This window comes from Microbacterium maritypicum, from assembly GCF_041529975.1.
Classification (GTDB): Bacteria; Actinomycetota; Actinomycetes; order Actinomycetales; family Microbacteriaceae; genus Microbacterium.
Genome location: NZ_CP168030.1, coordinates 666625 through 678438 on the forward strand (window position 1 = coordinate 666625; position 11814 = coordinate 678438).

Below are 11814 nucleotides of genomic sequence, written 5' to 3' on the forward strand. Positions count from 1 at the left end.
TGCTGAAACTCTCTGTGATTCCCACATCACGGAGGGCGTTTTCACCGTCCCACACGGTGATCGCTGACAGCAGGCACTGCAGACTTTCTTACTGTAGCGGAACCTCCCTATGAATCGGAAGTATTTCTTACGAATGGATGAAACCGGCCTCCGAACGGGTGTCGGGCGAGCGCTATTCTGTGGCGGTGACCGCCGAATCCACCGCCTCGCGCTTCCGGCTCCGCACGATGTCGCCACGCGATCCCGCACAGCCGCATCGCACCGCGAGCACCCTCGAGCTGTTCTTCGATCTGGTGTTCGTCGTGGCGGTGAGCATCGCCTCCGCGCAGCTGCATCACTCGCTCGGTCACGGGGACTTCCTGCACGGCGTCACGTCCTACGCGATGGTGTTCTTCGCGATCTGGTGGGCGTGGATGAACTTCACGTGGTTCGCCACCTCGTTCGACACCGATGACTGGCTCTACCGTGTGACGACGTTCGTCCAGATGGGAGGAGTCCTCGTTCTCGCCGCCGGCATCCCCGGCGCGTTCGTCGAGGGGGACTTCACGGTTCCGGTGCTCGGCTACGTCGTGATGCGGGTCGCGATGGTCGCGCAGTGGCTGCGTGCCTCGCGCTCCGCCGGAACACTGCGTTCGGCGACGCGACGCTACGCGTTCGGTATCGCGGCGGTGCAAGTGCTGTGGATCCTCTTCCTTCTCATCCCGACCGGACCCCTGCAGTTGACCGCATTCGTGGTTATCGCTCTCATCGAGATCGGTGTCCCGGTGTTCGCCGAGTACCGCCGGCAGACTCCGTGGCATCCGCATCACATCACGGAGCGGTACGGGCTGTTCACGCTGATCGTCCTCGGCGAGAGCCTGCTCGCGTCGGCGAATGCCATCATCGATGCGCTCGACGAGGTCGAGTCCCTCGGCCCGCTGATCGCGATCGCGGTGCTCACCCTCGTGGTCACGGCGTCGCTTTGGTGGATCTACTTCTGGCCTCCTCATCACCGCGCGATCACGACCTTCCGCCGGTCGCTCCGCTACGGCTACACGCACTACTTCGTGTTCGCGGCTGCCGCGGCCTTCTCCGCGGGGATCGAAGTGGAGATCGACGTGCTGACGGGGGAGAGCCATCTGTCCAACCTGGCCGCTTCCTTCACGGTCACCATTCCGATCGCGATCTTCCTCATCGGCATCTGGTGGATCGCGATTCGAGAGAACGCGGACCGCGTCGTGAACACCGTCGTCCCTCTGGGGGCGGTCCTGGTGCTGCTCGACCCCGTGCTCCCGATCCCGGTGACGCTGACCGCCTTGATCCTCGTCGGCATCGTCGTGGTGCTCGTGGTCCGTCCGCCGGTGGTGCGGGAGCGCATAGACAAGGCATAGGCCGAGCAAAGGGCTCTGATCAGGTGCTCGGGGACCATGGTGACGCACCATCACCGGTCCGCCCGAGAGGAGCCAGATAATGAGCATTCCCGAACCCACCCAGACCCCCGACGGCCCCGCATACGAGGGGCGACTGCTCGACCGCGTCGATGAAGAGGTCGTCGACCAGGGCGCCGCATTCGACATCCGCACGCTGATGAGCAGGCGGGGCGTCCTGGGGCTCGCCGGTCTCGGCCTGGGGGCCGTCGTGCTCGCGGCCTGCGCGCCGGCGGCCTCTGGCGGCGCGTCGAGCACCCCCGCACCGACTGCTTCCCCCGGCGGTGATGCGGGCTCGGCGAGCGTGACCGAGATCCCCGACGAGACGGCGGGGCCCTATCCGGGCGACGGGTCGAACGGCCCCGACGTGCTCGAGGACTCGGGCATCGTACGGCAGGACATCAGCTCGTCGATCGACGGAGCGGCGACCGCCGACGGCGTGCCGCTCGTCTTCGAGCTGCAGATCCTCGATCTCGCGAACGGGGGCGTTCCCTTCGCCGGGGTTGCGGTCTACGCGTGGCACTGCACTGCTCAGGGCGAATACTCGATGTACTCCTCCGGCCTGGAAGACGTCACGTACCTGCGTGGTGTGCAGGTGGCCGACGCCGACGGCACGGTGTCGTTCACCTCCGTCTTCCCCGGCTGCTACTCCGGCCGCTGGCCGCACATCCACTTCGAGATCTACCCGGACGTCGCGTCGATCACCGACTCGACGACGGCGATCGCCACGTCGCAGCTGGCCCTTCCGCAGGCGGCCTGCTCGGCCGTGTACGCCGAGTCGGCGTACGACGGATCTGCACGGAACCTCGCGCAGATCACGCTCGCGAGCGACAACGTGTTCGGTGACGACTCCGGTGCCCTCCAGGTCGCGACGGTCAGCGGGAGCGTTTCGGCGGGCTACGCCGCCTCCCTGGTGGTCGGCGTCGACACGACGACGACACCCACTGCCGGCGCCGCGCCCGGGGGCGGCGAGGGAGGACCGGGAGGCGGCGGGGAGCCCCCGGCGAACTGACCGCGACACGGGCAGTTTCGAGGCCGGAGGATGGTCTGCTATGCTGATCATGCAACGTGTGTGCTTCGCCCCTCTCGGCCGCCACGTCGCCACTGATCAGGGCCGTAAAGGACCGCGCACATCGATGCGTGCGGTATCCGCCTCGATCTCACATCTTGCGGAGCGCCGACGCGTGTCCGCCACACAGCAATGAGCATCACCATGAGCACGACCACCTTTCCCCCATCAGATCCGTTGACCTGGAAGCAGGCCGACACCGATGTGCACGTCGCGACGCGTGCCGGCGAATTCGCCGGCTTCGTCGAGTTCGACGGCACCACGCACCTCGTACGCGACAACCACGGTGCCGATCTCGGTGCCTTCGAGGCCCTCGAGGATGCGTTCCGCGCACTCGAGGACGCGCACGCGCCCACGCGTAATGGATCCGCCTTCTCCCCGATCCTTCCGCGGGCATGGCGGCGCAAGACGCGCCGCGCTCGCGCCTGAAATCAAGGGCTTCACGCACACTGAAAGCGGTCCGTCAAGGGGTGCGGATGTATTCCCGAAGGCGCATGCGGGCAGGGCTACTGTGAGGTAAGCGTTGGGCAACTGCCTTGGGCTTCCACAGCTCAAGGGCTCCGATCGTCAGGAGAAGATCATCTCCATCACACAGATCGAACCGACCGCGGCAACGCTGGGTCCGATTCGTCAGACGTACTCCGGCAACGCGGACTTCCCCCCGATGGCCAAGGCATACAAGCAGGTGTCCCAGGTCGTCAAGGAGACGGGACTCCTCGGCCGCACGCAGTGGTTCTACGTCTTCGTCGCCGCCGGGCTCGCCGTCGCCCTCGGTGGCCTCATCACGGGCTTCATCCTGCTCGGCGACAGCTGGTTCCAGCTGCTCATCGCCGCGGGACTCGGCATCGTCCTGACTCAGATCGCGTTCCTCGGACATGAGGCCGCGCACCGTCAGATCCTCACCACAGGGCCGGCGAACTTCAAGCTCGCCCGCATCGTCATCGCCAGCATCGGCATGAGCTACTCGTGGTGGGACTCGAAGCACACCAAGCATCACGGAAACCCGAACCAGGTCGGCAAGGACCCCGACATCGAGGTCGACACGATCTCGTTCCTCGAAGAGGACGCCGCGAAGGCGAAGGGCCTGATCAAGCTGATCACCCGCAAGCAGGGCTGGCTCTTCTTCCCGTTGCTCACGCTGGAGGGACTGAACCTCCACTTCCTCGGCCTGAAGTACCTCCTCACCACGAAGAACGTGAAGGGTCGCTGGACCGAGCTCAGCATCATCACGCTGCGATTCGCCCTCATCCTCGTTCCCGTGTTCATGATGCTTCCGCTCGGTATGGCATTCGCCTTCATGGGCGTGCAGATGGCCGTCTTCGGCGTCTACATGGGAGCCGCATTCGCACCGAACCACAAGGGCATGCCGATCATCGAGCCCGGTGCCCGTCTCGACTTCTTCACCAAGCAGGTCCGCACCTCCCGCAACATCAGCGGTGGATGGTGGACGACCTGGCTCATGGGCGGCCTCAACTACCAGGTGGAGCACCACCTCTTCCCGAGCATGCCGCGACCGCACCTGGCGAAGGCGCGCGAGATCGTGCGTGACTACTGCGCGGCGAACAACGTGCCGTACACGGAGACCAGCCTCGGCCGCTCGTACATGATCGTGATCGAGTACCTGAACCGTGTCGGACTCTCCGCCGGCGCAGACCCCTTCGACTGCCCTGCAGTGGCGCAGTTCGGGCGGCCGTAGCCCTCAGACATCACCGGGCCTGATCAGTCCGGCAACGACAGAGGCGCGAGCAGGAATCCTGCTCGCGCCTCTGTCGTTCGTGCGTCTACTTTGAAGACTTCTTCTTTGTCTCCACGACGTCGATCGTGATCTTCTCGAGCGGGCGGTCGTCGTCGAGTTCGTCTTCGAGAACCTCATCGCCGAGGAAGGTGTCCTCCGGCGTCTCGTCTGCGGCAGCCTCCGCGGGGGTCGGGGCGGCAGGTGCATCCGCGCCGGTGATCTCCGTGGGCAGGGAGTCGTCGGAGAAGATGCCGTCGGGTCGGATGAGCTCCTTGACCTCGGCCATGAAGCTCGACAGCTGCTGCTGCTGCCACCGGAGCTGACGGGTGCGGTCCTCGGCGTCGTGCAACACCGCGGTGGTGTGCCCGGTGACCGAGTCGACGATCTTCTGGGCCTTCGCGCGGGCACGTTCGAGGGTCTCGCGGGCACGGACCTGGGCTTCGGCTTCGATGGCCTGTGCCTGCGAGCGGGTCAGGCGCTCGTAGTCCTCGGCCCGAGCGGAGATGCGCTGGGCGTGCTCGAGCGATGCCGAGACCTGCTCGTTCGCGTCGTTGGTGATCCGCTCGGCGTGCGCCACGGCCTGGTTGTGCAGCACGAGGAACTCCTGCTGCGCGTCGTCCTGGCGGCGGGTGAGCGTCTCCTCGAACTCCAGCACGCGGGCGTTCATGTCGCGGACGTCGCGCTCGGCGTCGGCGCGCAGCTGAGTGGTCTCGCGGGTGACGAGGGAGCGCAGGGCTGCTGCGCCCTTCTCGGCCTCGGTACGGATCGCGGTGGCCTCCTGAGCGGCCTGGTTGACCTTTTCTGCGGCATGGGCGGCTTCGCGTTCGATGCGGGCCTCGTGTGCCGTGTACTCGGTGTCCATCTTCAGGCGCACCTGGTCGGCGTCGCGCTGCGCCTGGGCGGTGATCCGCTCGGCGTCGGCCTCGGCCTCGGCACGCTGCGCGGTCACCTCCTCGCGGGCGGAGGTCATCAGACGGTCGGCCTGCACGGCGGCGTTCTGGATGAGCACGTTCGCCTGCTCCTCGGCGACCCGCAGGATCGCCTCGAACTGCTGGCGCGACGGAGCCTCTTCGCCGTCGGGCTGCGGAGCGTCGACGAGTTCGGAGGTGAGAGTCGCGACCTGCTGCTCGGCATCGGATGCCTTTGCGTTCGCCGCCGTCAGCTCGCTCTCGAGCGCTTCGCGGGCCTTGCGCTCCTCTTCGCGCACCGCTTCGACGGCTTCCTCTTCGCGGGCCTGCGCCTCGGCGACGTCGGCGGCGGCCTGCTTGAGCTGGTTGCGAAGGGCCGCGAGCGCGGCGTCGACCTCTCCCTTGTCGTAGCCGCGGAAGCCCACGGTGAACGCGCCCTGCTGGTCACGGGGCGGGGTCTCGATCAGCTGATCGAAGAAGTCCGGCGAGCGCTCGCCGTCGCGGTCGGCGGTTCCGGAGGATTCGCTCATGAGGTTCATGCCTTTCTGGCGTGGCCACACGGCGGAGCTGCGGCTCCATCCCGATGGACGGGATCGTGCGACCGGAGGAGGAGGTCGTCTGGGCTCACGCCACGACCGTGACCCGGCGGAGGTCCGGCAGGGCGGGGCGTGCCTCCCAGCCTAGTTGCGGAGGCCGAATGTTGGGTGTGCGGTTTCAGCGGGCAGCTGCACGGTGCCCCGTGGGTGAAGACGGATACGCCGGTTCCTCGGCGGCGTTCACGGAAGGAGAGCGCAGCCCTGGTACGGTGACGGCGGAGGGCATCACGTCCTTGGGGCCGCCGAGCAAGAGAGAACTTCGAGATGAAGCGACCGTCCCGCGTGCGCCTCGCCCGCATCGGGATCGCCACCGTGCTCGCGGTTGTGATCGGAGCAGTGGCACCGTCCCTGTCGGCGACTACCTCCGCGACTGCTGCCGTCAACGATCAGATGGTGTATCCGTCCTCGGGCAACATCCAATCGAAGGTCGGCGACGGCTGTCGGGGAAACTACCGTGCGCACGACGGCATCGACATCGGCGGCGGGGGCGGCACGCCGATCGTGGCCTCCTACGGCGGAGTGATCAAGTCCCGGACCGCCAACAGCGGCTACGGCAACTACACCGATGTCGAGCATCCCGGCGGTTACGTCACCCGGTATGCACACATGGCCTCGCCCGGCATGTACGCGCCCGGCACCCGGGTCGCCCGCGGGCAGCAGATCGGTGTCGTCGGCAACACCGGGAACTCTCCCGCGTACCACCTGCACTTCGAGGTGCGGCTGAACGGTGCGGTGTACACCGCGATCAACAACGGGTTCACGTGCCTGTCGAACGTCACCCGCGGCGGGATTCTCCCGTTGAACTTTCCCGGACTCGGTTCCGGTCAGCCGCCGGGCGTCGCTTCGGCCGACTACTCCGGTGACAAGAAAGCCGATCTGCTGACGATCGCCGGGAACGGTGATCTTCGGCTGCGCACCGGCACCGGCTCGGGCGGCTTCTCGGCGGCGAAGACGCTCTTCGGCGGCTGGGGTGGGACCCGCAGACACCTCACCCACTCGGATTTCAACAACGATGGCAAGGCCGACATCCTCGTGACCAGATCCGATGGTGATCTGGAGTTCTACGCCGGCAACGGCGCAGGGGGATTCGCGCCGGCCGTCAGCATCGGCAAGGTCTGGTACGACCTGCTCCACGTGACGTCGGGCGCCGACTACACCGGAGACGGCAAACAGGACGTGATCGGCGTCTCCGCGACCGGTCTTCTGACGATCTACCGGGGAAACGGTGCCGGTGCCTTCAGTGGACCGCACATCACCCTCGGCGGCGGATGGCAAGGGTTCCACTTCCTCGTCGGCGGCGACTTCGACAACGACGGCAGTGGCGACATCATGGCGATCGATACCGACGGCGCTCTCCGGTTCTATTCGGGAGTGCCCGGAGGCTTCCGCGCGATGCGCGTGGTCGGATCCGGATGGGGAGAGTTCACCGCACTGACCGGAGGGGTCGACTACAACGGCGACGGTCATGCCGACCTGCTCGCTCGCACCGCGTCCGGGCAGCTCTACCTGTATCCGGGCCTCGGAAACGGCACGTTCGGCGGACGCACCCTGATCAGCGCCGATTGGGCGGACCACCTGGCCATCGAGTAGCGGCGGCCCTCCCGCAGCCCCGCCGGACGGCGCACGGCGTATCGTGGGCGCATGGCCGGCCCGACGTTCGAAGAGATCGCCGCAGCCCTGTACGCCGGTCCGCCGGAGTCGTTCGTATCGTCGCGAAAGACCCACGCGGAGAGTGTCGAGGACCGCGTGCTCGCGGCACGTATCCGCGCGTTGCGAAAGCCGTCGGTCGCCGCCTGGGTGGTGAACCTGTTCGCCCAGGAGCGCGCCGGGCAGCTGGGGGAGGCGCTGCAACTGGCCGCAGAGCTTCGCGAAGCGCAGGAGGACCTGGATGCGCCGGCGCTGGCGAAGCTCGGCAGGGAGCGCCGTGCGCTCACGAGACGCCTCGCGGAGATGGCGGCCGAGTTGGCGGGATCCCGTGGTGAGAAGATCACGTCTGCGACACGGGAGGCAGTGGAGGGCAGCATCTCGGCCGCCTTCTTCGACCCCGCAGCGGCGGGCGCCGTCGCCTCCGGGCGGCTGATGCGGGCGATCGAGGCCTCGGCGTCATCCGACGACATCCGGGATGCCGTGGTGGGGGAGATCCCGGAGCTGGAGTCGGTGCCGCAGCGGCCGCCGGATGAGCTGCAGGCGCGACGCCTCCGCCGCGACGCGCAGCGCCTGCTTGCGAGCGCGGAGAAGGAGCGCAAGGCTGCGGAGCGCGCGCTCGCCAAGCAAGACGCGGCTCTGCAGGATCTGCAGACCAAGGCGGCGGAGCTCGCCAAGGGCGTGGCCGAGCTCGAGGCTCAGCTCGCGCGCACCCGCGCGGAGGCGGAGCGCGTGGATAAGGACCTGCAGCAGGCGAAGGACCGACAGTCCGATGCGAGGCAGCAGTCGGAGGCTGCGGCGGGCGCCGTCACGCGCGCCCAGAAAGCGCTGGAGGAGCTGTAGGGCGATCGGGCGGCCCGGTCAGCCGCGGCTGTGGCCGAGGCGCCCGGGCAGGAATGGCAGCATCGGCGCCCGGTACTCCCACGCGGCGCCATCCTCCGGATCGAGGGTGGCCTCCGCTCGGCCGAAGCGCCACACGCGGTTGAAGAGGTAGACGCCGATGGCGACCGGCTGGTCGGACGGAACCTGCCACGTACCTCGACCCCACTGCGTGGGCTGCCCACGCTCGCCGATGACGAGAGTCGGCTTGATCCCCGCATAGAGCGTGAACCGCGGGCGTCGCATCGTGAGCTCGATCCGGCGGCTGTTCATCCCGGTCTGTCGCTCGGGCGCAGGTCGGGCGGAGTCATCCATGATGACCGAAGCCTAGCTGGGAAAGGCAAAACCCCCGCCATGTAGAAGCTAGGCGAGGGTTTCTGGAGTGATTGTAATGATCACTCGTGTGGCTCCGACGGGCGTCGATCCCGTGACCTCTCGATTTTCAGTCGAACGCTCTACCAACTGAGCTACAGAGCCGCGCGACCGGCGAACCTGTCGCGTCCTAGACGAAGAGCCCTCTCCGAAGAAAGAGCTCAACGCACGGAGCGACCCTGACGGGACTTGAACCCGCGACCTCCGCCGTGACAGGGCGGCACGCTAACCAACTGCGCTACAGGGCCATACTTGTTTTCAATTGTATCGGAAGGTGTGACCCCAACGGGATTCGAACCCGTGCTACCGCCGTGAAAGGGCGGCGTCCTAGGCCGCTAAACGATGGGGCCGAGTCAGTCCCGGGGGACTTCCTTGCCGACGCTCAAGCATAAGGGATGTTCTGGGCAAATCGCGAATCGAGGGCGCGGCGCCTTCCCCCGGGCGTGTTTCAGGAGGACGATGGACCCGTCAGGCGTGCGCTGGCGACCGCATGCTCGGCCTGGTGCAGATGTGACGGTTGTTGTTAGTGTGGCATTTGTGAAACCGGCGGAAGGGGCCGTGTGAACGACGACCAGAACACTCTGGACGCTGCGGTTGCCGCGGCTTCAGATGATTGCGGCTGCGCGCCCAGCCCGACCGAACGCCGTGCGTTCAGCAAAGACGGCCTCAGCCGCCGTGGTGCACTCGGTCTCGGCGTGCTCAGCGTCGTGGCGCTCAGCGCCTTCGGCATCTCGAACGGGGTCTCCGCCGCCTATGCCGCCTCGTACCCGAGCTGGGACGACGTGCAGCGCGCGAAGAACAGCGAAGCCGCCAAGGCCGCCGAGGTCACCCGCATCGAGGGACTCATCCAGTCGCTGACCCAGAAGGTCGCCGAGACGCAGGCAGTCGCGAAGGCCACCGCAGACGAGTTCTACGACGCGCAGCAGAAGTACTTCGCTGCAGCCACCGAAGCCGATTCCCTGCAGGCGAAGGCCGACGAGCAGTCGGCGAAGGCCGACGAGTCCGCGAAGAAGGCCGGGCAGGTCGCCGCGCAGCTGTACCGCAACGGCGGTGACGACACCTCTCTCGAACTCCTCTTCACCGGTTCTGCCGACAACGCAGACGAGTTGCTCGCGCGGCTCGGCACGATGGACAAGCTCTTCGAGTACAACCAGTCGGTGTACGACGATGCCGTCGCCGCCCGGAACTCCGCGCAGTCGATGAGCGACCAGGCCGTGGTCGCCCGCGACGAGCGCGATCGGCTGCAGAAGATCGCCGAAGAGAAGATGGTCGTGGCACAGCAGGCTGCCGACGCCGCTCAGGCCGCGCTCGACGAGCAGTCCGCCAACCTCGCCACCATGCAGGCGCAGCTCGCAGCGCTGAAGGACGCGACGGCGAAGACCGTCGAAGGCTACAAGGCCGGCGTCGCCCTCGAGGAGAAGAAGCGCAAGGAACGCGAGGCCCGCGAGGCCGCAGCGGCTGCCGCCGGTAACGGCGGCGGAGGCGGTGGCGGCGGAGGCGGTGGAGGATCCCAGGGCAGCGGCGGCTGGTGCCGTCCGCACGGTGGGGGCAAGCGCTCGGGCTACGGTCCGCGTTCGCAGCAGTGCGGTCCGCAGGGCTGCTCCTCGAGCTTCCACTACGGCACCGACTTCGCGAACGGCTGTGGCGCCGCGATCTACGCCGCGCAGTCCGGCACCGTCGACTACGCGGGCTACAACGGCGGCTACGGCAACTACATCCGTATCCAGCACGGCGGCGGGATCGGCACCGGCTACGCACACATCCGCAACGGCGGCATCATCGTCAGGTCCGGCCAGTGGGTCCGCTCCGGGCAGGTCATCGCCTACGCCGGCAACACGGGTCGCTCGTTCGGATGCCACCTGCACTTCGAGGTCTACGACCGCGGCAACGCCATCAACCCGGTGCAGTTCCTGGCCCGGCACGGCGTCTCCGCCTGATCGCAGGCCCACCGAAACCGAAAAGACCCCCGGGCCGCTTCTGCGGCCCGGGGGTCTTTCGTGTCTGGCGACTCAGCGAGTCAGTGACCCTGCTCGCCGAAACGGACGATCGCCTCGTCGAGGATGCGCTGCGCCTCGGCGGCGTTCCCCCACTCGTCGACCTTGACCCACTTGTTGGGCTCGAGGTCCTTGTAGTGCTCGAAGAAGTGCGAGATCTCCTTCTTCGTGTAGTCGGCGATGTCGTCGATGTCCTGGATGTGTGCCCAGCGCGGGTCCTTCGACAGCACGGCGACGAGCTTGTCGTCCCCGCCGGCCTCATCGCTCATCTTCAGCACGGCGACGGGACGCACCTCGACGACGACGCCCGGGTAGATGGGGTGGTCGAGGAGCACGAGCACGTCGAGCGGGTCGCCGTCCTCGCCGAGCGTGTTGTCGAAGTAGCCGTAGTCGGCGGGGTAGCCGAAGGTCGTGTAGAGCACGCGGTCGAGGTGCACTCGTCCGGTCTCGTGGTCGACCTCGTACTTCACGCGGCTGCCGCGCGGGATCTCGATGACGGCGTCGTGTGCGCCCATGCGTGTGCTCCTCAGGAAAAGTTCGGTTGGATGCCGCGGACTAGCCTACCTGCGGCTCGCTCCGGCGCTTTCGGAGGAGACGATTCAGCAGACGGCTCATCGGGTCGCTCAGGAGCAGCAGGAACAGCCCCGTGTATCCGTTCGGCGAAGCCGCGACGGCGATCGCGAGTGCAGCGGCGAACAGGATGATCGCGGCGACGTCGCCGATCGCCCCCAGGCGGATGGTCTCGGTCGACACGGCGCCGAGCTCGCGATGGCGCGCCAGGTAGAGCCATCCGGCGAGGGTGGTCACCTGCGTCATGATCAGCGTGCCGATGTAGACCACGGCCTGGAGCGGGTCGGTGTCCATCTGCCCGATCATCGCGGTCGGAACCGGGAGCCACACGATCGTCGCCATCCACGCGACGTTGATCCACAGCAGGGGACCGGTGACGAACTCCACGTCACGGTACTGGCGGTGGTGTCCCATCCAGAACGTCGCGATCAGGAGGAAACTCAGCCCGAAGCTCAGCAGCTGACCCGAGTGCTCGTCGAAGAACTCGGCTGTGCTCTTATGGTCGGATGCGGCCTCGGACACCGACTCCATGAGGGGAAGGATGAGCAGCGTCATGGCGATCGCGACCACGGCATCGACGAACGCCTTGAAGCGTTCGGTCCGGAAAGGCTGAGTGCGCGGGTGATCGTTCACGGCGTCAG

11 protein-coding genes and 3 tRNA genes are annotated in these 11814 nt (G+C 67.1%); 7 read left to right on the forward strand and 7 right to left on the reverse strand.

Going from position 1 to position 11814, the window contains the following annotated elements:
- Positions 1-227 precede the first annotated feature (227 nt).
- The 4 genes from ACCO44_RS03155 to ACCO44_RS03170 all read left to right on the forward strand — a co-directional run bounded on the left by ACCO44_RS03155 (position 228) and on the right by ACCO44_RS03170 (position 4171).
- The gene (locus ACCO44_RS03155; RefSeq protein ID WP_372469442.1) at positions 228-1370 is read left to right on the forward strand and encodes a low temperature requirement protein A; all 1143 of its coding nucleotides are present in this window, start codon (positions 228-230) and stop codon (positions 1368-1370) included.
- Positions 1371-1449: 79 nt separating this feature from the next.
- A complete protein-coding gene (locus ACCO44_RS03160) occupies positions 1450-2418 on the forward strand; it encodes an intradiol ring-cleavage dioxygenase (protein ID WP_372468322.1) in 969 nt (322 codons plus the stop codon).
- 201 nt (positions 2419-2619) lie between these two features.
- The gene (locus tag ACCO44_RS03165; RefSeq protein ID WP_136025630.1) at positions 2620-2904 is read left to right on the forward strand and encodes a hypothetical protein; all 285 of its coding nucleotides are present in this window, start codon (positions 2620-2622) and stop codon (positions 2902-2904) included.
- Between the two features lie 94 nt (positions 2905-2998).
- A complete protein-coding gene (locus ACCO44_RS03170) occupies positions 2999-4171 on the forward strand; it encodes a fatty acid desaturase (RefSeq protein WP_372468323.1) in 1173 nt (390 codons plus the stop codon).
- Between the two features lie 85 nt (positions 4172-4256).
- On the opposite strand, the gene ACCO44_RS03175 is transcribed toward ACCO44_RS03170, so the two are convergent.
- Positions 4257-5648, reverse strand: a complete 1392-nt coding sequence (locus ACCO44_RS03175; RefSeq protein ID WP_262002162.1) for a cell division initiation protein — start codon at positions 5646-5648, stop codon at positions 4257-4259.
- 330 nt (positions 5649-5978) lie between these two features.
- Between ACCO44_RS03175 and ACCO44_RS03180 the strand changes: the two genes are divergently transcribed.
- Positions 5979-7304 carry an FG-GAP-like repeat-containing protein gene (locus ACCO44_RS03180; protein WP_372468326.1) on the forward strand — a complete coding sequence of 442 codons (1326 nt, stop codon included), beginning with the start codon at positions 5979-5981 and terminating at the stop codon, positions 7302-7304.
- Between the two features lie 51 nt (positions 7305-7355).
- Entirely contained in the window at positions 7356-8201 is an 846-nt protein-coding gene (locus ACCO44_RS03185) for a transposase (RefSeq protein ID WP_372468328.1), read from the forward strand.
- An 18-nt stretch (positions 8202-8219) separates the two neighbouring features.
- On the opposite strand, the gene ACCO44_RS03190 is transcribed toward ACCO44_RS03185, so the two are convergent.
- From ACCO44_RS03190 to ACCO44_RS03205, 4 genes are all read right to left on the reverse strand, one after another.
- A complete protein-coding gene (locus tag ACCO44_RS03190; protein ID WP_231481841.1) occupies positions 8220-8552 on the reverse strand; it encodes a hypothetical protein in 333 nt (110 codons plus the stop codon).
- 89 nt (positions 8553-8641) lie between these two features.
- Positions 8642-8714, reverse strand: a tRNA-Phe gene (locus ACCO44_RS03195).
- Positions 8715-8783: 69 nt separating this feature from the next.
- Positions 8784-8857, reverse strand: a tRNA-Asp gene (locus ACCO44_RS03200).
- Between the two features lie 29 nt (positions 8858-8886).
- Positions 8887-8959 (reverse strand) — tRNA-Glu (locus ACCO44_RS03205).
- Between the two features lie 210 nt (positions 8960-9169).
- On the opposite strand from ACCO44_RS03205, the gene ACCO44_RS03210 reads away from it, so the two are divergent.
- Entirely contained in the window at positions 9170-10546 is a 1377-nt protein-coding gene (locus ACCO44_RS03210) for a peptidoglycan DD-metalloendopeptidase family protein (protein ID WP_372468330.1), read from the forward strand.
- An 80-nt stretch (positions 10547-10626) separates the two neighbouring features.
- On the opposite strand, the gene ppa is transcribed toward ACCO44_RS03210, so the two are convergent.
- Positions 10627-11118: an inorganic diphosphatase gene (ppa, locus tag ACCO44_RS03215; protein WP_372468332.1), complete on the reverse strand. Its 492-nt coding sequence runs from the start codon at positions 11116-11118 to the stop codon at positions 10627-10629.
- A 40-nt stretch (positions 11119-11158) separates the two neighbouring features.
- Positions 11159-11806 (reverse strand): TMEM175 family protein, encoded by a 648-nt coding sequence (locus ACCO44_RS03220; protein ID WP_372468334.1) that lies wholly within the window; start codon positions 11804-11806, stop codon positions 11159-11161.
- Positions 11807-11814 lie beyond the last annotated feature (8 nt).

Coding starts and splice junctions, on each gene's coding strand:
- ACCO44_RS03185 (WP_372468328.1), top strand. CDS start 7,356: ATGGCCGGCCCGACGTTCGAAGAGATCGCCGCAGCCCTGTACGCCGGT.
- ACCO44_RS03160 (WP_372468322.1), top strand. CDS start 1,450: ATGAGCATTCCCGAACCCACCCAGACCCCCGACGGCCCCGCATACGAG.
- ppa (WP_372468332.1), bottom strand. CDS start 11,118: ATGGGCGCACACGACGCCGTCATCGAGATCCCGCGCGGCAGCCGCGTG.
- ACCO44_RS03180 (WP_372468326.1), top strand. CDS start 5,979: ATGAAGCGACCGTCCCGCGTGCGCCTCGCCCGCATCGGGATCGCCACC.
- ACCO44_RS03155 (WP_372469442.1), top strand. CDS start 228: ATGTCGCCACGCGATCCCGCACAGCCGCATCGCACCGCGAGCACCCTC.
- ACCO44_RS03165 (WP_136025630.1), top strand. CDS start 2,620: ATGAGCACGACCACCTTTCCCCCATCAGATCCGTTGACCTGGAAGCAG.
- ACCO44_RS03190 (WP_231481841.1), bottom strand. CDS start 8,552: ATGGATGACTCCGCCCGACCTGCGCCCGAGCGACAGACCGGGATGAAC.
- ACCO44_RS03175 (WP_262002162.1), bottom strand. CDS start 5,648: ATGAGCGAATCCTCCGGAACCGCCGACCGCGACGGCGAGCGCTCGCCG.